The sequence below is a fragment of the Williamsia sp. SKLECPSW1 genome (assembly GCF_054332755.1).
The window spans coordinates 1,555,862-1,580,472 of record NZ_JBTGLI010000001.1; the positions used below are offsets into that span (position 1 = coordinate 1,555,862).

General features: G+C 69.2%; 26 protein-coding genes and 1 tRNA gene. 15 read left to right on the forward strand and 12 right to left on the reverse strand.

The genetic code is table 11. The annotated features are described in order from the left end of the window. Nucleotides 1–18: 18 nt before the first annotated feature. Nucleotides 19–576 (reverse strand): TetR/AcrR family transcriptional regulator, encoded by a 558-nt coding sequence (locus ACXVUM_RS06995; RefSeq protein WP_458521109.1) that lies wholly within the window; start codon nucleotides 574–576, stop codon nucleotides 19–21. 92 nt (nucleotides 577–668) lie between these two features. Between ACXVUM_RS06995 and ACXVUM_RS07000 the strand changes: the two genes are divergently transcribed. Beyond that, nucleotides 669–1,409: an SDR family oxidoreductase gene (locus tag ACXVUM_RS07000; RefSeq protein WP_458521110.1), complete on the forward strand. Its 741-nt coding sequence runs from the start codon at nucleotides 669–671 to the stop codon at nucleotides 1,407–1,409. Between the two features lie 3 nt (nucleotides 1,410–1,412). Here ACXVUM_RS07000 and ACXVUM_RS07005 read toward each other — a convergent pair whose 3' ends face one another. Both ACXVUM_RS07005 and exaC read right to left on the reverse strand, forming a co-directional pair. Then, on the reverse strand, nucleotides 1,413–1,829 hold the full coding sequence (locus ACXVUM_RS07005) for a DUF779 domain-containing protein (RefSeq protein ID WP_458522809.1): 417 nt from the start codon (nucleotides 1,827–1,829) through the stop codon (nucleotides 1,413–1,415). Further along, nucleotides 1,826–3,349, reverse strand: coding sequence for an acetaldehyde dehydrogenase ExaC (exaC, locus tag ACXVUM_RS07010; protein ID WP_458521111.1), 1,524 nt, complete (start codon nucleotides 3,347–3,349; stop codon nucleotides 1,826–1,828). Before exaC ends, ACXVUM_RS07005 begins: the two co-directional genes overlap by 4 nt. Nucleotides 3,350–3,464: 115 nt before the next feature. Between exaC and ACXVUM_RS07015 the strand changes: the two genes are divergently transcribed. Beyond that, a complete protein-coding gene (locus tag ACXVUM_RS07015; RefSeq protein ID WP_458521112.1) occupies nucleotides 3,465–3,932 on the forward strand; it encodes an SRPBCC family protein in 468 nt (155 codons plus the stop codon). A gap of 7 nt (nucleotides 3,933–3,939) precedes the next feature. On the opposite strand, the gene ACXVUM_RS07020 is transcribed toward ACXVUM_RS07015, so the two are convergent. The 3 genes from ACXVUM_RS07020 to ACXVUM_RS07030 all read right to left on the reverse strand — a co-directional run bounded on the left by ACXVUM_RS07020 (nucleotide 3,940) and on the right by ACXVUM_RS07030 (nucleotide 6,992). Further along, nucleotides 3,940–4,719 carry an acetoacetate decarboxylase family protein gene (locus tag ACXVUM_RS07020; protein WP_458521113.1) on the reverse strand — a complete coding sequence of 260 codons (780 nt, stop codon included), beginning with the start codon at nucleotides 4,717–4,719 and terminating at the stop codon, nucleotides 3,940–3,942. 42 nt (nucleotides 4,720–4,761) lie between these two features. After that, nucleotides 4,762–6,027: a GAF domain-containing protein gene (locus ACXVUM_RS07025; RefSeq protein WP_458521114.1), complete on the reverse strand. Its 1,266-nt coding sequence runs from the start codon at nucleotides 6,025–6,027 to the stop codon at nucleotides 4,762–4,764. Nucleotides 6,028–6,116: 89 nt separating this feature from the next. Next, the gene (locus tag ACXVUM_RS07030) at nucleotides 6,117–6,992 is read right to left on the reverse strand and encodes an SDR family NAD(P)-dependent oxidoreductase (RefSeq protein ID WP_458521115.1); all 876 of its coding nucleotides are present in this window, start codon (nucleotides 6,990–6,992) and stop codon (nucleotides 6,117–6,119) included. A 65-nt stretch (nucleotides 6,993–7,057) separates the two neighbouring features. Between ACXVUM_RS07030 and ACXVUM_RS07035 the strand changes: the two genes are divergently transcribed. The 4 genes from ACXVUM_RS07035 to ACXVUM_RS07050 all read left to right on the forward strand — a co-directional run bounded on the left by ACXVUM_RS07035 (nucleotide 7,058) and on the right by ACXVUM_RS07050 (nucleotide 9,139). Then, entirely contained in the window at nucleotides 7,058–7,477 is a 420-nt protein-coding gene (locus ACXVUM_RS07035; protein WP_458521116.1) for a YccF domain-containing protein, read from the forward strand. A 9-nt stretch (nucleotides 7,478–7,486) separates the two neighbouring features. Next, nucleotides 7,487–8,389, forward strand: coding sequence for an SAM-dependent methyltransferase (locus ACXVUM_RS07040; RefSeq protein WP_458521117.1), 903 nt, complete (start codon nucleotides 7,487–7,489; stop codon nucleotides 8,387–8,389). Between the two features lie 78 nt (nucleotides 8,390–8,467). Beyond that, complete coding sequence (locus tag ACXVUM_RS07045; RefSeq protein WP_458521118.1) at nucleotides 8,468–8,851, forward strand: ribonuclease domain-containing protein; 384 nt, start codon at nucleotides 8,468–8,470, stop codon at nucleotides 8,849–8,851. Nucleotides 8,852–8,869: 18 nt separating this feature from the next. Then, nucleotides 8,870–9,139 carry a barstar family protein gene (locus ACXVUM_RS07050; protein WP_458521119.1) on the forward strand — a complete coding sequence of 90 codons (270 nt, stop codon included), beginning with the start codon at nucleotides 8,870–8,872 and terminating at the stop codon, nucleotides 9,137–9,139. A gap of 10 nt (nucleotides 9,140–9,149) precedes the next feature. On the opposite strand, the gene ACXVUM_RS07055 is transcribed toward ACXVUM_RS07050, so the two are convergent. From ACXVUM_RS07055 to ACXVUM_RS07065, 3 genes are all read right to left on the reverse strand, one after another. Then, nucleotides 9,150–10,658 carry an ATP-dependent DNA ligase gene (locus tag ACXVUM_RS07055; RefSeq protein ID WP_458521120.1) on the reverse strand — a complete coding sequence of 503 codons (1,509 nt, stop codon included), beginning with the start codon at nucleotides 10,656–10,658 and terminating at the stop codon, nucleotides 9,150–9,152. Then, nucleotides 10,655–11,701: a diguanylate cyclase gene (locus ACXVUM_RS07060; protein WP_458521121.1), complete on the reverse strand. Its 1,047-nt coding sequence runs from the start codon at nucleotides 11,699–11,701 to the stop codon at nucleotides 10,655–10,657. Before ACXVUM_RS07060 ends, ACXVUM_RS07055 begins: the two co-directional genes overlap by 4 nt. Nucleotides 11,702–11,823: 122 nt before the next feature. Beyond that, nucleotides 11,824–12,822, reverse strand: coding sequence for a TauD/TfdA dioxygenase family protein (locus ACXVUM_RS07065; RefSeq protein WP_458521122.1), 999 nt, complete (start codon nucleotides 12,820–12,822; stop codon nucleotides 11,824–11,826). A gap of 128 nt (nucleotides 12,823–12,950) precedes the next feature. Between ACXVUM_RS07065 and ACXVUM_RS07070 the strand changes: the two genes are divergently transcribed. The 4 genes from ACXVUM_RS07070 (at nucleotide 12,951) to ACXVUM_RS07085 (ending at nucleotide 16,562) form a co-directional block, all read left to right on the forward strand. Continuing rightward, nucleotides 12,951–13,601, forward strand: a complete 651-nt coding sequence (locus tag ACXVUM_RS07070) for an ABC transporter permease (RefSeq protein ID WP_458521123.1) — start codon at nucleotides 12,951–12,953, stop codon at nucleotides 13,599–13,601. Continuing rightward, complete coding sequence (locus tag ACXVUM_RS07075) at nucleotides 13,598–14,779, forward strand: ABC transporter ATP-binding protein (protein WP_458521124.1); 1,182 nt, start codon at nucleotides 13,598–13,600, stop codon at nucleotides 14,777–14,779. The genes ACXVUM_RS07070 and ACXVUM_RS07075 overlap by 4 nt, the downstream gene beginning before the upstream one ends. Further along, on the forward strand, nucleotides 14,776–15,549 hold the full coding sequence (locus ACXVUM_RS07080; protein WP_458521125.1) for an ABC transporter permease: 774 nt from the start codon (nucleotides 14,776–14,778) through the stop codon (nucleotides 15,547–15,549). The genes ACXVUM_RS07075 and ACXVUM_RS07080 overlap by 4 nt, the downstream gene beginning before the upstream one ends. An 80-nt stretch (nucleotides 15,550–15,629) precedes the next feature. Then, complete coding sequence (locus tag ACXVUM_RS07085) at nucleotides 15,630–16,562, forward strand: glycine betaine ABC transporter substrate-binding protein (RefSeq protein ID WP_458522810.1); 933 nt, start codon at nucleotides 15,630–15,632, stop codon at nucleotides 16,560–16,562. 56 nt (nucleotides 16,563–16,618) lie between these two features. Here ACXVUM_RS07085 and ACXVUM_RS07090 read toward each other — a convergent pair whose 3' ends face one another. The 3 genes from ACXVUM_RS07090 to ACXVUM_RS07100 all read right to left on the reverse strand — a co-directional run bounded on the left by ACXVUM_RS07090 (nucleotide 16,619) and on the right by ACXVUM_RS07100 (nucleotide 17,800). Further along, on the reverse strand, nucleotides 16,619–16,894 hold the full coding sequence (locus tag ACXVUM_RS07090; protein WP_458521126.1) for a hypothetical protein: 276 nt from the start codon (nucleotides 16,892–16,894) through the stop codon (nucleotides 16,619–16,621). A 176-nt stretch (nucleotides 16,895–17,070) separates the two neighbouring features. Then, nucleotides 17,071–17,688, reverse strand: coding sequence for a MarC family protein (locus ACXVUM_RS07095; RefSeq protein ID WP_458521127.1), 618 nt, complete (start codon nucleotides 17,686–17,688; stop codon nucleotides 17,071–17,073). A 29-nt stretch (nucleotides 17,689–17,717) separates the two neighbouring features. Beyond that, nucleotides 17,718–17,800, reverse strand: a tRNA-Leu gene (locus tag ACXVUM_RS07100). Nucleotides 17,801–18,046: 246 nt separating this feature from the next. On the opposite strand from ACXVUM_RS07100, the gene ACXVUM_RS07105 reads away from it, so the two are divergent. The 5 genes from ACXVUM_RS07105 to ACXVUM_RS07125 all read left to right on the forward strand — a co-directional run bounded on the left by ACXVUM_RS07105 (nucleotide 18,047) and on the right by ACXVUM_RS07125 (nucleotide 24,581). After that, complete coding sequence (locus ACXVUM_RS07105; protein ID WP_458521128.1) at nucleotides 18,047–19,486, forward strand: DUF3662 and FHA domain-containing protein; 1,440 nt, start codon at nucleotides 18,047–18,049, stop codon at nucleotides 19,484–19,486. Between the two features lie 200 nt (nucleotides 19,487–19,686). Continuing rightward, nucleotides 19,687–20,154, forward strand: coding sequence for an FHA domain-containing protein FhaB/FipA (locus ACXVUM_RS07110; protein WP_458521129.1), 468 nt, complete (start codon nucleotides 19,687–19,689; stop codon nucleotides 20,152–20,154). Continuing rightward, on the forward strand, nucleotides 20,151–21,641 hold the full coding sequence (locus tag ACXVUM_RS07115; protein ID WP_458521130.1) for a PP2C family protein-serine/threonine phosphatase: 1,491 nt from the start codon (nucleotides 20,151–20,153) through the stop codon (nucleotides 21,639–21,641). Before ACXVUM_RS07110 ends, ACXVUM_RS07115 begins: the two co-directional genes overlap by 4 nt. A 1-nt stretch (nucleotide 21,642) precedes the next feature. Beyond that, a complete protein-coding gene (locus tag ACXVUM_RS07120) occupies nucleotides 21,643–23,070 on the forward strand; it encodes an FtsW/RodA/SpoVE family cell cycle protein (protein ID WP_458521131.1) in 1,428 nt (475 codons plus the stop codon). Next, the gene (locus tag ACXVUM_RS07125; protein ID WP_458521132.1) at nucleotides 23,067–24,581 is read left to right on the forward strand and encodes a peptidoglycan D,D-transpeptidase FtsI family protein; all 1,515 of its coding nucleotides are present in this window, start codon (nucleotides 23,067–23,069) and stop codon (nucleotides 24,579–24,581) included. The genes ACXVUM_RS07120 and ACXVUM_RS07125 overlap by 4 nt, the downstream gene beginning before the upstream one ends. Nucleotides 24,582–24,611 lie beyond the last annotated feature (30 nt).

Genomic DNA, 24,611 nt, shown 5'->3' on the forward strand with positions numbered 1-24,611 from the left:
AGTCGGCCCCGATCCACCCTAGATCGTGGGGGACGTCGCAGACCCCGGGCTGCGCAGGCCGTTCACGAGCACGTCGAGCAACCGCGGTACACGCTCCTCCCACTCGTCGGGCCCGATCCGACTCAGGAACCACACGAGCAGGATGACGTCACGGGCGTCGACGTCGTCCCGCAGGTCTCCGGAGACCCGACCGGCGTGGAGCAGTTCGGACACGGCGTCACCGAGCAGACCGTGAGTCGCCGAGGACACGTCCGACCACGTCGACGCCGACACGGCCGTCATGACGCCCCGCTTCACCACGGCGTAGTCCGCCAGCCGGACCAGCCATGCGCGCAGGGCGTCGACAGGCGACCTCTCCGAGGCCAGGGTCCGCGCGGCCGCGGTGAGGTCGTCGATCTCGCTCGCGTAGACCGCGCCGATCAACGACTCCCGGTCGGCGAAGTGGCGGTAGAGGGTTCCCTGTCCGACACCGGCCTGTCGGGCGACGCGGCTCGGCGTCACGTCCCCCGTCTCCACCAGCATCCGGCGGGCGGCGTCCACGATGTCCGCACGATTGCGTTCGGCGTCGCTGCGCACGACAGAACCCTCCCCTTGCAAGCGGACAGTCTGTCCGCTTAGTCTCGAGTGATGCGGACAGTGTGTCCGCTTGTCGACGAGAGGGCAACACCGTGGCAGCGCTGACAGAGCAGGTCGTGGCCGTGACGGGAGCAGGGACGGGCATAGGTGAGGCCACGGCGCGGCGCCTGGCACGCGCGGGTGCGGCCGTCGTACTCGGCGCACGACGAATCGACCGCCTCGAGGCGGTCGCGCAGGACATCCGGGACGGCGGCGGCCGCGCGGAGGCGGTCCCCGTGGACGTCACCTCGGCTGACGACCTGCGTGCCCTGGTCGGCACCGCGGTCGATCGTCTCGGCCGGCTGGACGTCCTGGTGTCGAACGCCGGGATCGGTCCCATCTCGCGGATGGACGCCCGCCGAACACAGGACTGGGACGCGATGATCGATGTCAACCTGCGGGGCGTCCTGCACGGGATCGACGCGGCCCTGCCGGTGTTCACCGCGCAGGGGCGCGGGCACCTGGTGACGGTGCTCTCGACCGCGGGTATCGCCATCGTCCCGACGATGGGTGTGTACGCGGGGACGAAGAACGCCGTCCGGACCATCCTCGAGGCAGTGCGTCAGGAGTCCACCGACGGGGTGCTCAAGACCTCGTCGATCTCCCCCGGCTTCGTCCGGACCGACTTCAGCGAGTCCATCACCGACGACACGATCCGCGGCGACATCGCCGCGCGGGCAGCCACGTTCGGGCTCGACCCCGACGACGTCGCCCGCGCGGTCGAGTTCGTCGTCGACCAGCCCTGGGAGGTCGAGATCGGCGATCTGACCATCCGCCCGACCACCCAGGGATGACCGTCAGAAGAAGTCCGACCCCTTCTTCGGCGTCTCGGCGTCCAGGGCGGTGTTCTCCTCCGCGCTGAAAGCCCGTGACCGCGAGAGGAACCGCACGCCCTCGGGTGCCTCCAGGCTGAAACCCGCACCGCGCCCGGGGACGACGTCGAGGATCAGTTGTGTGTGCTTCCACAACTCGAACTGATCGCCGTTGATCCACACCCGCACCGCGGGAAGGGGTTCGGGCAACTCGATCTCACCGAGCAGCACGTCACGCTGGCCGACCCGGTAGTCACCGACCGGGTAGCACATCGGCGCCGATCCGTCGCAGCATCCGCCGGACTGGTGGATCATGAGGCCGCCGTGCAGCTCCGACAGCTTCGTCAGGAGCTGCACGGCGGAGTCCAGCGCGATCGCTCGCGGAGGCGCCTGCGTGATCAGAAGAAGCCCTTCGCGTTCTGCGCGTACCCGACGAGCAGGTTCTTCGTCTGCTGGTAGTGGTCGAGCATCATCGCGTGGTTCTCCCGGCCGATGCCCGACTGCTTGTAGCCGCCGAACGCCGCGTGGGCCGGGTAGTCGTGATAGGTGTTCGTCCACACACGACCCGCCTGGATGTCGCGGCCGGCCCGGTACGCGCGGGCACCGTCGCGCGACCACACCCCGGCGCCGAGGCCGTACAGCGTGTCGTTGGCGATCGTCATGGCGTCGTCGTAATCGGAGAACGACGTCAGCGCGAGCACCGGTCCGAAGATCTCCTCCTGGAAGATGCGCATCGAGTTGCTGCCCTCGAAGACGGTCGGCTTGATGTAGTAGCCGCCCGCGAGGTCGCCGTCGAGCTGCGCGGGTTCACCACCGGTGAGGACCTTCGCGCCCTCCTCACGACCGATGTTGAGGTACGAGGTGATCTTCTCGAACTGGTCGTTCGACGCCTGCGCACCCATCATCGTGTCGGTGTCGAGGGGGTTGCCCTGCTTGATCTGCTCGACGCGCTTGACGGCGAGGTCGACGAAGTCGGAGTAGATCGACTTCTGCACCAGCGCACGGCTCGGGCAGGTGCACACCTCGCCCTGGTTGAGGGCGAACATGGTGAAGCCCTCCAACGCGCGGTCGCGGAAACCGTCGTCGGCCGACATGACGTCGTCGAAGAAGATGTTCGGGCTCTTGCCGCCGAGCTCGAGCGTGACGGGGATGAGGTTCTCCGACGCGTACTGCATGATCAGCCGGCCGGTGGTGGTCTCTCCGGTGAAGGCGATCTTGCGGATGCGGTTGCTCGACGCGAGCGGCTTGCCGGCCTCGACGCCGAAGCCGTTGACGATGTTGATCACACCGTCGGGCAGCACGTCGGAGATGAGGCTCATCAGGTAGAGGATCGACGCCGGGGTCTGCTCGGCGGGCTTGAGCACCACCGCGTTGCCCGCGGCGAGCGCCGGGGCCAACTTCCACACCGCCATGAGGATGGGGAAGTTCCACGGGATGATCTGTCCGACGACGCCGAGCGGCTCGTGGAAGTGGTACGCGACGGTGTCCTCGTCGATCTGCGACAGCGACCCCTCCTGCGCGCGGATGGCGCCGGCGAAGTAGCGGAAGTGATCGATCGCGAGCGGGATGTCGGCGGCGAGCGTCTCACGGACGGCCTTGCCGTTCTCCCACGACTCCGCGACGGCGATCTTGTCGAGGTTCTGCTCCATCCGGTCGGCGATGCGGAGCAGCACCTGCGCGCGCTCGGCGGGGGCGGTCTTGCCCCAGGCCGGCGCAGCGGCGTGTGCGGCGTCGAGCGCGAGGTCGATGTCCTCGGCGGTCGACCGCGCGACCTCGCAGAACGTCTTGCCGTTGACCGGCGACGGGTTCTCGAAGTACTGACCCTTCACCGGCGGGACCCACTTCCCGCCGATCCAGTTGTCGTACCGCGACTCGAACGACATGACGGCACCCTCGGTGCCCGGGTTGGCGAAAACCGGCATTGGTTGTTCTCCCTCACTGCCCTGATGGTTTGTGATGTGCACCACAAACGCTACGCAGCGAACGTTGCAGGCCCGTTGCAGCGGGGGAATGGGCTGGTCCGCGTACGTTGGGGACATGAGCCAACCTGCAGTGAGCACCGTCGAGGCCGGCCCGCGGAAGGTCGCCCGCCGCGTCACCGTCAACGCCCCCGCCGCCGATCTGTTCGCTCTCGCCGCGAACCCGCACCGTCATCACGAACTGGACGGATCGGGCACCGTGCGGGACTCGACGGTGAAGGGCCCCGAGAAGCTGTCCACCGGTGACAAGTTCAGCGTCGGGATGAAGCAGTTCGGCGTGCCCTACGTCATCAAGTCGACCGCGACCGAGATCGTCGACGGGCAGACCGTCGAGTGGCAGCATCCGATGGGCCACAAGTGGCGCTGGGACTTCCACGAGACCGCGCCCGGTGTCACCGAGGTGACCGAGACCTTCGACTACACGAGCGCCAAGTCGCCGAAGTTCCTCGAGATCACCGGGTACGACAAGAAGAACGGCGAGGGCATCAGCAACACCCTCACCAAGCTCGCCCAGAGCTACAGCTGAGGCCGCGTCAGCGGATCCGCGGCGCGGCGAGTGTGACGCCCGAGTAGTCGATGGTCCCGCCCTTGTGACTGCGGTCGGCGAACAGCTGCCGCAACCGCGGGCTGCCCGACGTCGACAGTCGGATGCGGGTGGGCGTCGTCGTCAGGGACATAGCGCCGAGGTCGGCGAATCCCGTTCGGCCGCAGACCCCGTCGGCGTCGACCTGCTCGAGTCCGGACACCGCGGAGATCAGTCGGGTCGCGATCGACCCGGTGGCCGCCTGCGGGATGCGGACCTGCTTCGACGCCCCCGCGGTGTCGGCGGTGATCGCCACGGACCAGTCACCGTCGGGCCCGGAGCCGGACGCGGTCACCGTGGTGTCGGCGGCGGGATCGCCGGTGAAGTCCGCGAGGACCTTGGGCAGCGCCCAGTTCTCCCGACCACCGCGCATGGTGGCCGCGGAGTCGACGGGCAGGAACGGGATGTGTCCGAAGATCCCGCCGAGACGCGCATAGAGGATGGCGCCGCCGAGTTCGTGGTATCCGCCCACGGGGGTCTCGCTGTAGGTGACGGCGAACCCGACGCGCAACAGCGGGACCGCTCCTCGACGCAGTGACGCCGGCAGCAGTTCCCGATCGGCCCGGTGGGCCCGTGTCGACCACCAGACGCCGGTGCCCGCGATCCGCCACGGAGCCGGGCTCCCCTGCTCCGGGGTACGGCTGAGCATCTCGTCGGTGGCGACGCCCTCGGGGACGGTCGACGGCAGATCGGTCCAGCGGAACCGGCTGCTCAGTGCACTGCTCACCATCACTGGAACAAAATAACAGGTCTGTTCCATCGCAGACAGCGGCTAGATCTGGACCCCGAGTCGTCGATCGGCGAGCGCGGCACGCCCCCGGGCACGCGCGGCCTCGACGGCGTCGGACGGCACCCGTTGCGCGAGCGCGTGCCAGGCGACCGAGTCGTCACGACCGTGCACGGACGACGTCCACGCGCGCAGCCCGGCGACGTCGGTGCCGGCGAGGCCGCGGAGGTCCGACAGCACCTCCTCGAAGATCGCGGTGACCCCGGGCGCGCGGGAGTCGGCCGCGAGTCCACCGCGACCGAATGCGGCGATCGCGGCGGCGACGTCGCCGCCGCGCGCCCGCTCGAGGACCTCCGCGAGGTCGCAGGTGATGGGCACACCGAGGCGGTACGGCCGCGACAACACGGCGTCCGCGCCGAGATCCCTTCGGAGCCGGGAGATCTCGGCACGAACGGTGACCGCGTCGACACCGTCCTCGGACAGTTCCATCGCCAGTTGTTCGGTGGTCAGCCCGTCGCGGTGCCAGGCCAGCAGGAGCAGGATCTCCGCGTGCCGCGGGCTCAACCGACGGGGTACGCCGTCCCGCGAGATCCACCGTGGCCCGTCGGCGTGGAGGACGGACACCGTGGCCGTGGTGGTCGAGGGTGCCGACCGACCGGCCCCGGACAGGTCGACGGCACCCATCCGCAGGTGCAGCTCGATGGCCGAGACCACCGATCGCACCGCCGACAGGGCGAACGGCGCGGCGACCGCGTTGCCGCCGGTCACGTCGAGGACACCGATGACGTGCCCGGTGACCGGGTCGTGCACGGGCGCGGCCGCGCAACTCCACTGCTGGACGGGTGCGGCGAAGTGTTCGGCCCCGATGATCTGCACGCCGCTGTCGACGGCCAACGCCACGCCGGGGGCGTTGGTCCCGACGATCTCCTCCGCCCACACCGCACCCTCGACGAAGTCGATCGCCGCGGCACGGTCGCGGGCGTCGTTGTCGCCCTCGACCCAGAGCAGCCGACCGTGCTCGTCGGTGAGGGCGAGCACCACACCGGTGCCGGCGATGTCGTCGAGCATCATCGACCGGACCATCGGCCGGACCACGGTCATCGGGTGCGCGGCGCGGTACCCGGTGAAGTCGTCCACACCGACGACGGAGTCGACCGTCGAGGTCGACGACGGGTCGACACCGCCGCGCAGCGACCGCAGCCACGATTCACGCACCACCGACCGCACGTCGGCGGGGGCGTCGCCGTCGGAGATGAGCCGTTCGAAGGCGGTCCGGACGGACGAGTCGCGCGCGTCGTGGCCAGCGGACATCGACGCCTCCTCTGTGGCCGGTCACCTGTGTCGGGGCTCCCCGTGGGACCCCCATTGTGCCCTACGCCACAGCAGGCGTCAGCCGCTGCTCAGACGGCGTTGCGCGCCACCAACCCGTCGGCGACGTCGGAGGAGACGGCACCGACCCGGCGCAGGAACCGGGCGACGCGCGGCATGATCTCGAGCTCGCGGTGCACGGCCGCGTGCACGAGCCAGTCCGCGGCCTCGGTCGCGGTGAGGGCCGGGGCACGCTGGTACTCGTCGGTGGGCGCGATCATCGGGGTCCGGGTCAGCGGGAAGTAGACGGTGCTGACCGTGATCCCCGTCCCGCGCAGCTCGGCGGCGACACTGCGACCGAACGCCGAGATCGCCGCCTTCGATCCGGCGTAGGCGGAGAACTTCGGCATCGCACCCATCGGGATCCCCCAGGTGGAGACGTTGATGAAGTGGCCTCTGCCGCGCTCCTTCATCGCCGGGAGGAAGCCCAGCGTGAGCTGGACCGGGCCGAAGTAGTTGATCGCCATGGTGCGCTGGTAGTCGTGCAGGCGGTCGGTGGAGTCGAGCACATCACGGCGGATGGACCGGCCCGCGTTGTTGACCACCACGTCGGGACATCCGTGCTCGGAGAGCACCTGCTCGACGAGACGTGCGGTGTCATCGGTGTCGGACAGGTCCGCCGGGCACGAATGCGCCGAACCACCGGCCGCACGGATCCGGGCGACCACCTCGTCGAGTTCCTCGACGCGACGGGCGACCAGCAACACCGTGGCCCCGCGGCGGGCGAACTTCTCGGCGGCCTCGGCGCCGATGCCCGACGACGACCCGGTGATCAGCACGGTGGCTCCGCGCAGGCGTGCCGCCGGCGACCCGGTCGGCAGCGCCGAGACGAGGTCGGCGGGTGTGCGCGACCGCTGCATCGCCGTGCGCACGACACCCCGCGCGAGGGAGGTCACAGGATTGCTCATGCGAGAACCGTAGAGCACGGGCTGACACGCCCTCGTGTCCGATCACGACCGGGCAGAATGTGCCGATGCGGACGATTCTCAACATCATCTGGTTGGTGCTCTGCGGACTGTGGATGGCGATCGGCTACTTCCTGGCCGGGATCGTCTGCTGCATCCTCATCATCACGATCCCGTTCGGGATCGCGGCGTTCCGGATCGGCGCCTACGCCCTCTGGCCGTTCGGGCGATCGGTGGTCCGCGATCCGAACGCCGGGGTGGCGTCGGCGATCGGCAACATCATCTGGGTGATCGTCGCGGGCATCTGGCTCGCGATCGGCCATGTCGTCACCGGCGCGCTGCTCTGCCTGACGATCATCGGCATCCCGCTCGGGATCGCGAACTTCAAGCTCGTCCCCGTCTCGCTGCTCCCCCTCGGCGCGCGCATCGTCGACGCCCGCGCCCTGGACGCGAACGCGTACGTGGCGGTGCCACCACCCCGTCGCTAGCATTTAGGTATGCGAACAAATCAGCGTTCCGACGGCGACCAGTGGACCATCACCTCGAGCGTGGGACGGACCGCACTGCTGGTGGCACTCGGCCGGGCGCTGGAGACCAGACGCGACGACGCGCTGATCGACGACCCGTTCGCGGAGTCGCTCGTGATGGCCGCCGGTGAGGACGACCTCGCCCCCGACGCGGTCGTCGAGCGCGCCCGCGACGACACGGACATGTCGCGATCGCTGGAGTTCCTCACCGACATGATGGCCGCGCGGACGCTGCGCATCGACGACGAGATCCGCACCGCGAACACCGATCGGTGCCGTCAGCTGGTTCTTCTCGCCAGCGGTCTCGACGCGCGCGCCGCGCGGATCGCCTGGGCCCCGGGCACCACCGTGTTCGAGGTCGACCAACCCGCGGTGATGGGCTTCAAGGACGAGGTGCTCGCCTCCGTCGGCGCACGCTCGTCGGCCTCGCGGGTGTCGGTCGCCTGCGATCTCCGCGACGACTGGCTCTCCGCACTGCGTGACGCCGGCTTCGCCGACGACGTCCCCACCTTCTGGCTCGCGGAGGGACTGCTCCCGTATCTCCACCCCGCGGACCAGGAACGGCTGTTGTCGACCATCACCTCGGTCGCACCGAGCGGCAGTGTGCTGCAGTTGGACACCACCGGTGGACCCATCGACCCGTCCGACTTCGACGTCGACGCCTCCGGGTTCGGCGTGACCGTCGAGGACCTCTTCCTCGACACCGGCGAGTTCGACGTGCAGGCATGGCTCGACGACCACGGCTGGGCGACGACGTCCGAACAGGTGGTCTCGGTCCTCGGCGAGCACGGTCGCGGCAGCGGGATCACCTCCGACGAACGGTATTCGGCGATGATCCGCAAGGTCCGGATCGTCACCGCCCATCGTCGCTGACACACGCTCACCCGTCGTTCACCCACGGTTGACCGGGCGGACACACAGACCCGGTAATCATTACGCATGCTCACGAAAATGCGTTTCTCCGCCGCCGCGGCAGCGGTGTTCGCCACCGGCGCACTGGCTCTCGCGACGCCCGCGACCGCGGACGCCGCCATCTCGTCCTGCTACCTGTCGTCCCTGCCGTCGCAGGCGACCGACACCGTCGACCTCATCCACTCGGGCGGCCCTTTCCCGTATCCGAACAACGACGGTGTCGTGTTCTCCAACCGCGAAGGCATCCTGCCGTCGGCGTCGTCGGGCTACTACCACGAGTACACGGTCATCACCCCGGGCTCGAGCACCCGCGGCACCCGGCGGATCGTCACCGGTGGGACCCCGCTGACCAGCCCGCCGCACTACTACTACACCGGCGACCACTACGGCTCGTTCTGCGAGATCCGCGACGCGAACCGCTGATCCGGTAGACATCACCTCGTGATCCGCTATCGCATCGACGGCTCGGCCATCTCGTCCGTCCAGGACTTCTACGACGAGATCGGTCGGGCCGTCAACGGTCCCGGCGGGTACTTCGGAGCCAACCTCGACGCACTGGCCGACTGTCTCCGTGGCGGTTTCGGCACCCCGGTCGACGAGGCGTTCGAGTTCGAGTGGGCGGAGTCGGAGACCTCGCGTGTGCGCCTGGACCGCTTCGACGACATCGTCACCGTCTTCTCCGACGAGGGCGTCCCGCTGCACCTGCGGTGATCGGCGGCCGTCAGAGACGCATGTCCCGGACGGTGTCGATGGTGTCGGCCTCGGCCGGGGTCTTGTCGGGTCGATACCGCAGGACCCGCGCGAACCGCAGCGCCACCCCACCGGGGTACCGCGACGACGTCTGCGCACCGTCGAGTTCGATCTCCACGACGATCTCGGGCCGCAGGTACACGGCGTGGGCGTCGCGATGCGTCTCGTACCGCGGGAACTCCTCGGTCTGCCACCGCAGCAGTTCGTCGGTGAGCCCCTTGAAGGTCTTGCCGACCATGATCGGCGGACCCCCGTCGGGATCCCGTGCACCGAGGTGCAGGTTCGACAACCACCCCGACCGCCGGCCGCTGCCCCACTCGCACGCCAGGACCACCAGGTCGAGGGTGTGTTCGGGCTTGATCTTCTGCCAGCTCTTCCCCCGCCGCCCTGCGCTGTAGGTGGAGGACAGGCTCTTCACCATCGCGCCCTCGTGACCGGCCGCGAGCGACGAATCGAGATGTGCCGCTGCCTGTTCCGGTGTGGGACGCAGAATCGACGGGATCCGGTGGGCTCCGGCGACGCGGTCGAGGGCCGCCAGCCGATCCTCGAGCGGGGCGTCGAGCAGATCGACGCCGTCGAGATGCAGGCAGTCGAAGAACCACGGCGACAACAGGAGTTCGCCCTCTGCGGACCCGAATCGACTCATCGTCTCCTGGAACGGACGCGGTCGGCCCGAGTCGGCCAGGGCGAGGGTCTCCCCGTCGAGGACCACCGACTCGCACGGCAGTCCGCGGACCAGCTCGACGAGCTCCGGGACCGACGCGGTGATGTCGCGCAGGGTCCGCGTGACGACGAGGACTTCGTCACCGGAGCGGTGGACCTGGATGCGTGCACCGTCGAGCTTGTACTCGACGACGACGTCGGGTCCGAGTGACGCCAGCGCCTCGTCGATCGTCGCCCCGGGCGAGGCCAGCATCGGGCGGATCGGTCGCCCCACACGCAACCCGACGGCGCGCAGCGCGGAGGCACCCCCGGTCATCGCGTCGGCGGCGGTCGCGGCCAGGTCACCGGAGAGCATCACCGCGCGGCGTACGACCGGCGCCTCCACACCGGATGCGGCGGCGATCGCCTCGGTCATCACCCCCTCGAGCGCGCCCTGCCGCAGTTCCCCGGTGATGAGCCGGATCAGGAACTGCTGTTCGGCGTCCGTCGCGGCACCCAGCAGGGCCGCCAACGCGTCCTTGCGTCGCTGCGCCGACCCGCTGCCCGCGATCGTGGTCAGCCCGCTGAGTGCGCGGTCGACCTCGGCCACCGTGAGGGAGGGTCCCCCGGCGGGCTCCGGTCGCGCCGCGGACAGCGTGCGCCACCCGATGCCGATCCGGCCCTGACGGGGTTCCCCGGCCAGCCATGCCACAGTCGGCAGGACCTCGTCGGACCCGGCGGCGGTGAGGACCGCGGCGAGTTCGGCCGTCTTCGCCTTCCGGGAACGGGTCGCGCCCACGCGCTCGGAGGCGTCGACCACCGACGCGAACAGCGTCATCGCAGGACCCGGACGCCGTTGCCGCCGGCGTGCTTCTGCTCGTACATCGCCTTGTCCGCCGCGCGGTGGGCGGCCCGGGCGGTGTCGCGGGGTGTCCCGGCGTCCGCACCGCCGACGAAGGTGACGCCGACGCTCAGCGTCACCGTCGGCGCGTGCTCGCCACCCGACAACCGGGTGGGGATCGCCCGGGCGCGGCGGCTGATCTCGTCGGAATCCCGGTGGATCAGCGCGATCGTGAACTCCTCCCCACCGCTGCGGGCGACGACTCCGAGGTCACCGACGTGATCGGTCAACTCCCTCGCCACGTGCCGGATCACCTCGTCGCCCACGTCGTGGCCGAATTCGTCGTTGACGGCCTTGAACCCGTCGATGTCGGCGACGGCCACCGCCACACACTCCCCCGTCTCGGTCGACCGGGCGACCATCGGGACCATCGCGTGCCACATCCCCCGCAGGTTGCGCACACCGGTCAGCGGATCGGTCGACGCGAGGAGCGCACGTTCGCGCATGGTGCGCCAGGCGAGTTCCACGGTGAGGATGGGTCCGACGACCGCGGCGAGGACCACGTCCGCGCGCACGATGACATAGACGACACCGGCTCCGTCGACGAGCGCGGCGGTCGAGAATCCGAGGGTGACCAGCGCGGCGAACAGTGTGTGACCGATGAGCCACCGCCGCGGCAGGAAGAACACGGCCATCAGCCCGATCACGCCGAACATCGCGCATCCGATCACCGAGTCGGCGACGGGCTCGATCGACGTGAGCACCACACAGGTGCCGATGTCGGCGAAGAGGAAGAACCCTCGGATCCCCCACGGGGTGAGCAGCCACCGGGTGCTCGCCCAGATCGGCGCGGCGACGAGGGCCATGGTGCCGAGGACGATCACGATCGCGTCCAGCCACGCCGGGCTGTCGGTGTAGAGCCGGGTCAGGTATGCGAGCAGTGCGAAGTTCGCGGATGCGGCACCGATCGTGAAGCGCGACACCGACTCGACGGCCGATCGTTGCCCGGCCACCGGCCCTGCGGCACGTGGACCACGCATCGCTCTCTCATCCCCGTCGAAACCCCTGTGGCGAACGACACTAACGCAGCGGGTCCACAGCCACTCCGGGGAACAGGTCGATCGAGGCGAACCGTCTCACCCCGCGAGGTGCGTCTGTCGCCTCAGCCCGCGAGACCGGAGATGCTGCGCGCGCTCGCCGGGACGAAGTCGGTCACGGGCTGCGGATCGTCGATCACGGAGTAGTGCGAGGCGTCACCGGCGAGCACCGTCGACCGCCTGCCGTCGACCCCGACAGGGATGTCTCCCGCGAGGGTCACCCGGTTCACTCGGCGGTAGGCCCCGCCGAAGTCGGCGACACCGTAGTGCTGCGTCGACCGGTTGTCCCAGATCGCGATGTCACCCGGCGACCACGCCCACCGGACCGTGTTGTCCGGCCGCTCGATCCGCGCCTGCAGCAGACGCAGGACGTCGGCCGACTCCGACGTCTTCAGCCCGACGAACGCGTCGACGAAGTGGCCGAGCATGAGCGCGCGCTCCCCGGTCTCGGGGTGGACCCGAACCACCGGGTGCTCGGTGCGGAACTCCGTGCGTCCGAACTCCTCCCGGTAGGCGGGATCGCTGGAGTCGCCGACGGTGAGGTGCTCGGCGTAGTCGTAGTCGTTCGTGTGGACCGCACGCAGCGCGTCCGCGAGCACCCGCAGCGGCTCGGGGAGCCCGGCATAGGCCGCCACCGTCGACGCCCACATCGTCGCGCCGCCGTACTCCGGCTGCACGACCGCGCGCAGCACCGACATCTTCGGGACGCGGTCGACGAACGTGACGTCGGTGTGCCAGGAGTTCGCGGCGCCCTCGAGCGGGAGCAGGTCCTCACCTCGCGACAACACCGTCGGGTGGGCCTTCGTCGGGATCCCCAGACGCGAGGCGAACGCGTACTGGCCGTCGTCGTCGATGTGGTGCTGCCCGGTGACCACGACGACCTTGTGCGTCAGGACCGCCCGCCGGAGCTCCTCGACGGTCGTCGCGTCGAGGTCGACCGACAGGTGCAGGCCGTCGATCCGGGCCCCGAGATGGTGGCCGAACTTCGTCAACCGCACACGAGGGTCGGTGAAGGCCGCCCGAGGGCGTTCAGCTGTCGTCATGAGGTCCACAAGTGCTGTCATACCAGCATGTATGCCGCAACGTCGGGCGATGGCCAACCGATTCGCGCATACTGACCGAACTGCAACGGCCCGTCGAGACCACGGCGTGGCGGTCGCACGGGCCATCAGTCGAGTGTGAGGAGGGCCCGTTGGACAACGTCTGGAACTACTTCACCGACCACCGGCGCCAACTGTTGTTCGACAGTTATCAACACGTCAGCGCCGTGGTGCAGAGCGTCATCCTCGCCACCCTCATCGCCGTCGCGATCGCGGTGCTCACCTACCGCAACGCCACCGCGGCCTCCCTGGCGAACTCCCTGTCGTCGGCGATCCTCACCATCCCCTCGTTCGCGCTCCTGGGGCTGTTGATCCCGATCTTCCACCTCGGCGTGACGCCCAGCATCATCGCGCTGGTCCTGTACTCGCTGCTGCCGATCATCAGGAACACCATCGTCGGACTCACCTCCGTCGACCCGGCCCTGGTCGACGCGGCGCGCGGTACCGGGATGAGTCGGATACAGACGCTGTACCGGGTCGAGATGCGGCTGGCGTGGCCGTCGGTGCTCTCCGGCATGCGCGTCAGTTCGCAGATGGCGATGGGCATCCTCGCGATCGCGGCCTACGCCAAGGGGCCCGGCCTGGGCAACCTCATCTTCTCGGGACTCGCCCGCATCGGCAGTCCCACCGCCATCCCCATGGCCCTGACCGGCACCATCCTGATCGTCGTGCTCGCGCTCCTCCTGGACGCGATCTACCAGATCATCGGTCGACTCACCACGTCGAAGGGACTCGCAGCATGACCGGAGTGCAGGAGAGGTCGGCGACGGCCTCGTCGACGGAGTCGACCGGCGTCGAGATCGTCCTCGACCACGTCAGCAAGCGGTATGCGGGCCAACAGAAGTCGGCCGTCGAGGACGTGACCATGACGATCGACGCCGGCGAGATCGTCGTCTTCGTCGGCCCGTCGGGCTGCGGCAAGACCACGACGATGCGGATGATCAACCGGCTCATCGAACCCACCTCGGGCTCCATCATGATCGGCGGCCGCGACGCACTGTCGATCCCCGCCAACGAACTCCGCCGTTCCATCGGCTACTCGATCCAGCAGGCGGGGTTGTTCCCGCACATGACGATCGAGCAGAACGTCGCGCTGGTCCCGGGGCTGCTGAAGTGGGACAAGAAGCGCGTCTCCGCCCGCGTCGAGGAGATGCTGTCGCTGGTGGGACTCGACCCCGCGATCTACGCGCGCCGGTTCCCACGCCAGCTCTCCGGCGGTCAGCAGCAGCGTGTCGGCGTCGCCCGGGCGCTCGCCGCGGACCCGCCGGTGCTGCTGATGGACGAGCCGTTCGGCGCCGTCGACCCCATCACCCGCGCGTCACTGCAGGACGAGCTGATCCGGCTGCACGCCGAGATCGGCACCACCATCGTCTTCGTCACGCACGACTTCGGTGAGGCCGTGAAACTGGGTGACCGGATCGCGGTCCTGGGTGACCAGTCGTCGATCCAGCAGTACGACACCCCCGAGGCGATCCTGGCCAACCCGGCCACCGAGATGGTCGAGGGCTTCGTCGGCAAGGGCGCGCTCCTCCAGCAGCTCGGTCTCAAGCGTGTCCGCGACGTCTCGTTGGAACAGCGACCCAGCGCGCACGAGAGCGACCCCGTCGACGAGCTCGCGCGGGCGATCGACGCCTCCGACGACAACTGGGGCGTCATCGTCGACGACCGCGATCGCCCCGTCCGATGGGTCCGTGACCACCACCTCCGCACCGCGACGAACCTGCGTGACGTCGGCGTACCCACCGACCTGGTGTCGATGTCGTCGACTCTCCAGCAGGCGCTCGAGGCCATCCTCTCCACCGGCTGCGTCTCCGCGATCGTCACCGGCCGCAACGGCCGGTACGAGGGCGTCGTCGTCATCGAGACCTTGATGTCGGCCATCCGCGACCTGCGCGTGGAGACAGCCGGCGAGCCGGCATGACGGCGACCACAACGGCGGGTCGGGGCGCCGACGTCGACACCGAGGGCCGTGTCCGACTGCTCGTCCAGCCGCTCGTGGTGCTGGCCGTCGCCGTCGCGGTGATCGCGTGGGCGTTCACGCAGAACCTCACCGCCACCCAGAAGGAGACGATCAACCCGTCCAACCTGGCGCACCTGGTCTGGCAGCACCTCCTCATCAGCATCGTGGTGGCCGCCATCGTCGTGGCGATCGCGGTACCCCTGGGAACCGCACTGAGCCGCCCCGGTGTCGTGCGGTTCTCGCCCATCGCCATCGCCATCGCCAACATCGGTCAGGCCACCCCGGCCATCGGCCTGCTGGTGCTGTTGTTCCTCTGGACCGCGACCACCGGTTTCTGGATCGGTGTCATCCCGATCGCGATCTACTCACTGCTCCCGGTGCTCGCGAACACTCTTCTCGGCTACGCGAGCGTCGACCGTTCGGTGATCGATGCCGGTCGGGGACAGGGCATGTCGAAGCTCGCCATCCTGTGGCGACTCGAGTTCCCCCTCGCCATCCCGTACATCCTCGCCGGACTGCGCACCTCACTGGTGCTCGCCGTCGGCACCGCGACACTGAGCTTCCTCGTCGACGCCGGCGGACTCGGGATCCTCATCGACACCGGTTACAAACTGCGTGACAACGTCGCTCTCGTCCTGGGCGCCGTGCTCGCCGCGTGCCTCGCGCTCCTGGTCGACTGGGCCGGCGCCCTCGCCGAACGCTGGCTCGGACCGAAGGGGCTGAGGGTATGAGCGGTTCACCGCGGAGCATGAGCATGTCCTCCCTGCCGCGTCGCACGAGAAACGCTGTGCTGCTGTCCCTCACGGGGTTGATGGTCGCGGTCACCGCCGCCTGCGGGTTGGCGTCCGGCAGCACCCCGCCGTTCACCGTGCAACCGGGTTCCATCAAACCCATCCCCGCGCTCGAGGGCGTGAAGGTGACCGTCGGGTCCAAGGAGTTCACCGAGCAGGTGATCCTCGGCTACATCATCGAGTTCTCGTTGATGGCCGCGGGCGCCGACGTCCGCGACCTCACCAGCATCGTCGGCTCGCGGTCCACGCGGGACTCGGAGATCGAGGGTCAGGTCGACATCACCTACGAGTACACCGGTACCGGCTGGATCAACTACCTCGGCAACGAGAAGCCGATCCCCGACGAGCGCAAGCAGTTCGAGGCGGTGCGCGACGAGGACCTCAAGAAGAACGGTCTCGTGTGGACCGCCCCGGCGCCGATGAACAACACCTACGCCCTCGCGGCGAACAAGGCGACGGTCGCGCGCACCGGCGTGAAGACGCTCAGTGACTACGCGGCGCTGGTCAACCGCGACCCGGGTGCCGCGAAGACCTGCCTGGAGACCGAGTTCCGTTCGCGCCAGGACGGTTTCCCCGGGATGGCGCAGGCGTACGGGTTCCCGGTGACGCGAGCGCAGGTGTCGATCCTGCAGACCGGCATCATCTACTCCGCGACCGCCAGCGGGCAGTGCGCCTTCGGTGAGGTCTTCACCACGGACGGCCGGATCCAGGCTCTCGACCTCCAGGTGCTCGTCGACGACAAGAAGTTCTTCCCGAACTACAACGCCGCGATCGTGATGCGGAAGAAGTTCGCGATGGACAACCCGGACATCGCCCGGGTGATGGCCCCGGTGTCGGACAAGCTGACCAACGCCGCGATCACCGCCATGAACCGAGAGGTCGACGTGGACGGCAAGGAACCCGCGGTGGTCGCGCGGGACTGGCTGATCTCGCAGGGATTCGTCACCCGCTGAAGCCGTGAGCCGCCGAGGCCCCTGCCGCCCGACCGGGCGGCGGGGGTGGCGCAGTGTCAGTGCGCCGAGATGGCGGCGGGCTGGACAGCACCGTCGACGTCGACGGTGACGACATGGCCGGAGCGGTCGAGCCCGTCGGTCGCGACGACGATCTCGCCGCCGGCTCGCACGGTGATGCGGACGACGTGTCCGTCGGCGGCCATCATCTCGATCGCGGTCTCCCCGACGGTGCGCGTCTCGACGCACATGCCCCTGCCGTCCGGGAGTCCGACGACGGCGTTGACGACGGGGCCGCCCTGCACATCGCCCGGGATGTCACCCAGTTCGCTCACGTCGCTCTCCGTCGTCGTCGCCCACAGGTCAAGACGAGCACGTCGGGCGAGACCCCCGAAACGCCTCCGTGCGCTGTTCGTTATCCAGAAGCGATCATAGCGGCTGTTGAAGAAGGTGAGGAGTCGTTCGACTGAACGACGTACAACAGCTGTTCTCCGATCGCTCATCCGCGCCGTCAGGCCGCGGCGGCGAACCCCATGATCGAGTTGGCGATCAGTTGGACCGCGATCGCGGCGAGCAACAGGCCGGCGATCTTGGCGAGCAGCGTGACGCCGCCGACGCCGAGGATGCGGATGAGGACGGTGGAGAAACGCAGCACCGTCGCCAGGACGAGGTGGACGGTGACGATCGCCGCCCCGATGGCGAGGTAGGTGCCGGCCTCGCTGTGGGCCTGCGAGACGGCCACGATGACCGCGGCGATCGCACCCGGGCCGGCCAACAACGGCGTGCCCAGAGGGACCAGTGCGACGTTCACCCCGTCGGCGGCACGCGGGTTCGACGCGTTCCCGAGGCCCGTCAGCAGCTGCAGGGCGACCAGCAGGAGAAGAAGGCCGCCCGCCCCCTGGAGCGCGGGGACCCCGATGTGGAGGTAGGCGAGGATGAACTTCCCGCCGATGGCGAACGTGGAGATGACGAGCAGGCTCACCGCCGGCGCCTGGAATGCGGCCCGATTGCGGACCGCCGGCGTCTGCCCGCCCACGAGGCTCAGGAAGATCGGGATCTGGCCCGGCGGGTCCATGATCACCAGGAGCGTGATGAGCACTGTCGTGTACTCGGTGACGTCGAAACCCACGGGGAGAGTGTGCCCGGTGGGTGTGTGGGTGGGCGAAGGGGGACTTGAACCCCCACGTCCCGAAGGACACTGGCACCTGAAGCCAGCGCGTCTGCCATTCCGCCACTCGCCCGTGACAAGCCCGGACGAGGTCCGGACCGGCATGTCCGTCTGGGAGACGAACGTCGACGACGATAACACGCAGGGCCGCAGCGGGATAAATCGCGCGGGCTCCGTCGGGTCGCGTCCCGGCAGGGAGTCGGTGTGACAGACGAGACGGTTGATGACACGATGGCACGATTGGCCTGCTCGATCGCTATCATCAAACCGCGCAGAATGCACGGTGACACGCTGACGACGTGGAGGGAGGTGTCCCGACATGGGGATTCTGCAGCGGCTGGAACGCAAGCTCGAAGGGGCCGTCGACGACGGTTTCGCACGCGTCTTCGGCGGCAAGGTCGCCCCGCAGGAGGTGGAGAACGCGCTGCAGCGGGAGGCCGAGGACTCCGTCGAGGATCTCGGTGACGGCGGCGCGCTCGCACCCAACGCCTACACCGTCGTCGTCAGTTCCACCGATCACGACCAGTTGACCTCCGAACACGAGTTGAATCGGAAGACGTTCTCGCGTCATCTCGAACACTTCATCCGAGACAACGGGTGGCAGACGTACGGCGAGGTCGTCGTCGAGTTCGAACAGTCGCCGTCTCTGCACACCGGCCAGTTCCGGGCACGCGGTCGAGTCGACCCGGATGCCACCCTGCGACCGATCGGCTCCCCTGTCCCGCCGCCCGCGAACGCCACCGCCCATCCCAGACCAGGAGTGCTTCCCATGACGCAGAACCCAGGACACGACTCGCGCCGCGGATACGACGACCGCGAGTACGACCGGGGCTCCTACGAGCAGGGTGACCAGTCCGGTCACGACCAGGGCTCGTGGGACCAGGGCGCCTACGACCAGGGCGGTCAGGCCGCCGGCTCGTACGGGCAGGGCGGATACTCCGCAGGCGGATACGACCAGCGCGCCTACGAGCACGGCTCACACTCCGACGCCGGCCGGGGCCCCGACGCCTACGGCGGCGGCGAGGGCTACGACCCGCGCGCCTACGACCAGAACGGCGGCGACGCCGGCTACGGGCATGGTCACGCCGACCGCGGCTACCGTGACAGCGGCTACCAGCAGGGCGGCTGGGACCAGCGCGGCGGTCACGAGCAGGGCACCTACGGCCAGCCCTCCGGCTACCAGCAGGGCGGCTACGGCCAGGCCGGCGGGTACGACCAGCAGGGCTACGACCAGGGTGGCGGCTACGAGGCCGATCGCGGCTACCAGCAGGGTGACGCCGGGTACTACGCCGACGCCGACTACCGCGACGCGGGCTACCAGCAGGGCGGCTACGACCAGGGTGGTTACGCCCCGCGCAGCGGCGGCGCCTACCAGGGCGGATACGACCGCGGCGCCTACGACCAGGGCGCCTACCAGCCCGCCGGGTACGAGCAGGGATACGGCCAGGCCACGGCCGCGCCCACCTACGCCCCGACCGGCGTGACGCTGGTGCTCGAGGACGGTTCCAACCGCACGTTCTCGCTGCGCGACGGATCGAACGTCATCGGCCGTGGTCAGGACGCACAGTTCCGTCTCCCCGACACCGGCGTGTCCCGTCGCCACGTGGAGATCCGCTGGGACGGGCGGACCGCCCTCCTGCACGATCTGAACTCCACCAACGGCACCACCGTCAACGATGTCGCCGTGAGCAGCTGGGAACTCGCCGACGGTGACCGCATCCGGGTCGGCCACTCCGACATCACCGTCCGCTTCCAGTGACCGGTGCGCGGACGTGACACGTCCGCGCCCGCGCGCGGGGCAAGCGATGCGAAGCTGACACCTACGGATACCGACGCCCCGGCCCCGCCCCCATAGGATGTGACTCCATGAGTCGCCGCAGGCGTCGTGGGTCGATGCTGCGCGCGACCCCAGCCCACGCGACCCCGGACCACGACCACCCACGACGGAGGTGAACCGCTGTGCAGGGCATCGTGCTGCAGTTGACCCGCCTCGGGTTCCTGCTCCTGCTGTGGCTCGTCGTCTGGGCGGTGCTCCGTGCGCTCCGCAACGACGTGTTCGCCGCGACCGGTCAGCGACCCGTCCCCCGCTTCCAGCGCTCGGTTCGGGGGTCGGGCGGTGCCCCGAGAGCGAAGGGCGCGGCGCGATACCTCGTCGTCACGCACGGCGCACTCGCCAACACCCGCATCACCCTCGGTGCGCAGCCGGTTCTCATCGGGCGCGCCGCCGACTCCACGCTCGTCCTCACCGACGACTACGCCTCCGAGCGGCACGCCCGCATCTCGCGGCGTGGTGACGACTGGTACGTGGAAGACCTGGGCTCCACCAACGGCACCTACCTCGACCGCGGAAAGGTCACGACGGCGGTGAAGGTGCCCTTGGCCACGCCGATCCGCATCGGCAAGACCGTGATCGAGCTGCGCCCGTGACGCTCGTCCTGCGCTACATCGCGCGGAGCGACCGGGGACTGGTGCGCTCGAACAACGAGGACTCCGTCTACGCCGGCGCGCGTCTCCTCGCTCTCGCCGACGGCATGGGCGGGCACGCGGCCGGCGAGGTCGCCAGCCAGCTCGTCATCGAGGCCCTGCAACCGCTCGACGACGACGAACCGGGCGGTGACCTGCTCGGCAAGCTCGAGTCGGCCATCCGCAGCGGCAACGCCGCCATCGCCGACCAGGTCGACCGCTCCCCCGAACTCGACGGGATGGGCACGACGCTCACCGCCATCCTGTTCGCCGGCAACCGGCTGGCCCTGTGCCACATCGGTGACTCCCGCGGTTATCTGCTGCGCGACGGCGAGCTCAACCAGATCACCCGCGACGACACGTTCGTGCAGACCCTCGTCGACGAGGGTCGGATCACCGCCGAGCAGGCGCACACCCATCCCCAGCGGTCGCTGATCATGCGGGCGCTCACCGGCACCGAGGTCGAGCCGACACTCACCATCCGCGAAGCCCGCGCGGGCGATCGCTACCTGTTGTGCTCGGACGGTCTGTCCGACGTGGTGTCGGAGGAGACCATCGCGGACACGATGTCCTCGGTGGCCGACCACGGCGACTGTGCCGACCGCCTCATCGAGTTGGCGCTGCGCGGCGGCGGGCCGGACAACGTCACCGTCGTGGTCGCCGACGTCGTCGACGTCGACTACGGCGATCACCGTCCCATCCGGGCCGGGGCGGCCGGCGAGGGCGACGACGACTACACCCCCGACCCGACGACGTCGGCAGGCCGTGCCGCGGCCCTGCGCCCGCCGAAGGAGTCGCCCCGTCGCCCCACCGTCGAGCCCGAGGAGGTCGTCGAGCACCGCCGGCCGCGTCGGAAGTGGCTGTGGGCCCTGGTGGCCGTCGTCCTGATCGTGCTCGTCGTCGCCGGTGGATTCGTCGCCCGCTCGATCATCCGGTCCAACTACTACGTCGGCGAACACAACGGCGAGGTCGTCCTCTACCGCGGGATGCAGGGCTCCGTGCTCGGCATCTCCCTGAACTCGGTCAGCCTCACCGCCTGTGTGAGCGACCCGTCCTCGGCGACACCGACCATCACGTTCGCCGACGCCGACGCGGTCGAGTCGTCGTGTACCCCGCTGCGCGTCGCCGACCTGTCGCAGCCGAGCCAGAACACGGTCCGCGCGAGCAAGCCGAGCGTTCCCCTCGACGAGGCGAAGCAGAACGTGACCCTGCTGTCGCTGCTCCCGCTCTGCGGGGTCGGGACCACCGCCGCAGGGACCACGGGCACCGCCGTGCCGTCCTCGACACCACCGTCACCCACCCCGGCGACACCGCTCCCGCCGCCGGCGACGACCACCGTCCCGGGCCGACCCGGCGCCCCGCCCGCCTCGTCGCCCGCTCCCAGCTCCACCGTCGACACCAGTGTCGACCGTTTCGACGACAGCGGCCGCAAGATCTGTCGGGGGCACTGACATGTCGCAGGAATCGGTGACACCCGTGCCCACCTCCGGGCCGATCCGCCGTCCCACCGGACGACGGACGGAACTCGCGCTGCTCGCGCTGGTGTCCGTCGTGGTGGCCGCTGCGCTGATCAACGTCGAGGCCGCCCAGGAGCAGGAGCTGACCTGGGCCGTCGGCAAGTACCTCGTCGTGTTCGTCGCGCTGTACGGGTTCGCGCACATCGTCATCCGGCGCTTCGCGCCCTACGCCGACCCGCTGATCCTCCCGCTGGTCGCGATCATCAACGGCCTGGGGCTGGTCATCATCCACCGGCTCGACCTGGGGTCGGGACGCAACGGCGAGACCGCCGAGACGACGGCGTCGACATCGAACGCCGACCTGCAGCTGGTGTGGATGGTGCTGGGCATCATCGCGTTCACGCTGATCCTGGTGTTCGTCCGCGACCACCGCACCCTGTCGCGGTACAGCTACATCCTCGGCCTGTCGGGTCTGATCTTCCTCGCGATCCCCGTCCTGCTGCCGGCGTCGCTGTCGGAGATCAACGGCTCCAAGAACTGGATCCGCACGCCGCTGTTCAACATCCAGCCCGGCGAGTTCTCGAAGATCCTCATCATCATCTTCACGGCGTCGCTGTTGGTGTCCAAGCGCGACCTGTTCACCACCGCCGGGAAACACTTCCTCGGCATGGACCTGCCGCGCGCCCGCGACCTGGGGCCGCTGTTGGCGGCGTGGATCGTGACGATCGGGATCTTCGCGCTCGCCAACGATCTCGGCGGACCGCTCCTGATCTTCACGACGATCCTCGTGATGCTCTACGTCGCCACCGAACGTGTCGGCTGGGTGGTCATCGGTGCCGTGCTGTTCACCGTCGGCGCGGTGCTCGCCTACGAGTTGTTCCCCCACCTGCAGGTGCGGGTCCAGGTGTGGCAGAACCCCTTCAGCGATTTCTACGGTCAGGGGTATCAGGTCGGTCAGGGGCTGTTCGGCCTCGCGACCGGCGGCCTGTTCGGGACCGGCCTGGGCTCCGGACGCCCGAACATCGTGCCGTTCGCCAACACCGACTTCATCGTCGCCACCATCGGCGAGGAGCTCGGCCTCGTCGGTATGACGGCCATCCTCGGTCTGTACCTCATCCTGGTGGTGCGTGGCCTGCGCACCGGGATCACCGTGCGCGACAGCTTCGGCAAGCTCCTCGCGACGGGCCTGTCGTTCTCGATGGCGGTGCAGCTGTTCGTCGTCGTCGGCGGCGTCACCACCCTCATCCCGCTGACCGGCCTGACGACACCCTTCATGTCCTACGGCGGTTCGTCCCTGCTGGCGAACTTCGTCCTCGTCGCGCTTCTGGTGCGGGTGTCGAACGCCGCCCGTGAGCCCGACACGTCCAAGCGCCGGCAGGTGCCCGTCGCGGCCGCACAGACCCAGGTGGTGAAGCGCGCGTGAACGTCCCGATCCGACGCGTCGTCGTCGCCGTCATGGTGATGGTGGTCGCGCTGTTGGCGAACGCCACGTATGTCCAGGTGTTCAAGGCGGATTCGCTCCGCAGCGACCCCCGCAACCAGCGCGTCCTGCTCGACGAGTACTCGCGGCAGCGTGGTCAGATCACCGCCGGGCAGACGGTGATCGCGCAGTCGGTCCCGACGAACGACCGCCTCAAGTACCTGCGCGTGTACCCCGGCCGCGATGCCGCGGCCTTCGCACCGGTCACCGGCTTCTACTCGTTCCAGTACGGCAGCGCCGGCATCGAACAGGCCTACGACTCGCTGCTCAACGGCAACGACGACCGTCTGTTCGGTCAGCGCTTCCTCGACATGTTCTCCGGTCGGGATCCCCGGGGCGGCAACGTCGTCACCACGATCAAGCCCAACCTGCAGAAGGTCGCCTACGACGCGATGAACGCCGGGTGCGACGGCGGATGCCGCGGCTCCGTGGTGGCGATCGCGCCGAAGACCGGCGCCATCCTCGCGATGGTGTCGACGCCGTCGTACGACCCCAACCTCCTCGCCAGCCACGACGCCGCGGTGCGCGAGGCGGCGTGGAACCGGTGGAATCCCCCCGATGTCACCGACACCTCGCCGCAGCCGATGCTCGACCGCGCGATCGACCAGACCTACCCCCCGGGGTCGACGTTCAAGGTGATCACCACCGCCGCGGCACTCGCCCAGGGCGTGAACCCGGACACCACGCGGCTCACCTCGTCGAGCTCGATCACGTTGCCGGACACCACGACCAACCTCACGAACTACGACGGCGAGACGTGCCCGAACGCCTCGGGCGGTCAGGTGACCCTGCGCCAGGCGTTCCAGTACTCGTGCAACACCGCGTTCGTCCAGCTCGCCACCCAGCGCCTGGCGAACCCGATCGACTCGATCAAGTCGGCGGCGACGAAGTTCGGCCTCGACTCCGACACCCCCGACATCCCGATGTCGGTGGCCGGCTCCACCACCGGGCCCATCCCCGACCTGGCCGCCCTCGGGCAGAGCGCGATCGGCCAGCGGGACGTGCGGATGACGCCGCTGGAGAACGCGATGATCGCCGCGACCGTCGCCAACGGCGGTGTCCGCATGCAGCCGTACCTCGTCGACAAGCTGCAGGGCCCGGACCTCAAGACGCTGTACACGACCTCGCCGAACAGCATCGACGAGCCGATCTCGGCGCAGACGGCCGCGACGCTGACCAGCCTGATGATCGACTCCGAGCGGAACACCACGGGCTCCGGCGGGTCGTCGGTCACCATCGCGTCGAAGACGGGCACCGCCGAGCACTCGGCGACCTCCGACGCCTCGACGACCCCGTACGCCTGGTACATCGCGTTCGGACCGTCGAGCAACGCACAGATCGCCGTCGCGGTCATCGTGGAGAACGGCGACCGCGGCCTCCAGTCCACCGGCGGATCGTCGGCAGCGCCCATCGGGCGCAAGGTGATCGACGCGATGGTCGGGGGCAACCAGTGAGCCGCGGCGTGGTCCGCGGGCTCGACGCAG

What these genes read in the sequence shown, in the direction of transcription:
- exaC (WP_458521111.1), bottom strand. Translation starts at nt 3,349, where the DNA reads ATGCCGGTTTTCGCCAACCCGGGCACCGAGGGTGCCGTCATGTCGTTC.
- ACXVUM_RS07015 (WP_458521112.1), top strand. Translation starts at nt 3,465, where the DNA reads ATGAGCCAACCTGCAGTGAGCACCGTCGAGGCCGGCCCGCGGAAGGTC.
- ACXVUM_RS07020 (WP_458521113.1), bottom strand. Translation starts at nt 4,719, where the DNA reads ATGGTGAGCAGTGCACTGAGCAGCCGGTTCCGCTGGACCGATCTGCCG.
- ACXVUM_RS07025 (WP_458521114.1), bottom strand. Translation starts at nt 6,027, where the DNA reads ATGTCCGCTGGCCACGACGCGCGCGACTCGTCCGTCCGGACCGCCTTC.
- ACXVUM_RS07030 (WP_458521115.1), bottom strand. Translation starts at nt 6,992, where the DNA reads ATGAGCAATCCTGTGACCTCCCTCGCGCGGGGTGTCGTGCGCACGGCG.
- ACXVUM_RS07035 (WP_458521116.1), top strand. Translation starts at nt 7,058, where the DNA reads ATGCGGACGATTCTCAACATCATCTGGTTGGTGCTCTGCGGACTGTGG.
- ACXVUM_RS07040 (WP_458521117.1), top strand. Translation starts at nt 7,487, where the DNA reads ATGCGAACAAATCAGCGTTCCGACGGCGACCAGTGGACCATCACCTCG.
- ACXVUM_RS07045 (WP_458521118.1), top strand. Translation starts at nt 8,468, where the DNA reads ATGCGTTTCTCCGCCGCCGCGGCAGCGGTGTTCGCCACCGGCGCACTG.
- ACXVUM_RS07055 (WP_458521120.1), bottom strand. Translation starts at nt 10,658, where the DNA reads ATGACGCTGTTCGCGTCGGTGGTCGACGCCTCCGAGCGCGTGGGCGCG.
- ACXVUM_RS07060 (WP_458521121.1), bottom strand. Translation starts at nt 11,701, where the DNA reads ATGCGTGGTCCACGTGCCGCAGGGCCGGTGGCCGGGCAACGATCGGCC.
- ACXVUM_RS07065 (WP_458521122.1), bottom strand. Translation starts at nt 12,822, where the DNA reads ATGACAGCACTTGTGGACCTCATGACGACAGCTGAACGCCCTCGGGCG.
- ACXVUM_RS07075 (WP_458521124.1), top strand. Translation starts at nt 13,598, where the DNA reads ATGACCGGAGTGCAGGAGAGGTCGGCGACGGCCTCGTCGACGGAGTCG.
- ACXVUM_RS07080 (WP_458521125.1), top strand. Translation starts at nt 14,776, where the DNA reads ATGACGGCGACCACAACGGCGGGTCGGGGCGCCGACGTCGACACCGAG.
- ACXVUM_RS07085 (WP_458522810.1), top strand. Translation starts at nt 15,630, where the DNA reads ATGGTCGCGGTCACCGCCGCCTGCGGGTTGGCGTCCGGCAGCACCCCG.
- ACXVUM_RS07105 (WP_458521128.1), top strand. Translation starts at nt 18,047, where the DNA reads ATGGGGATTCTGCAGCGGCTGGAACGCAAGCTCGAAGGGGCCGTCGAC.
- ACXVUM_RS07120 (WP_458521131.1), top strand. Translation starts at nt 21,643, where the DNA reads ATGTCGCAGGAATCGGTGACACCCGTGCCCACCTCCGGGCCGATCCGC.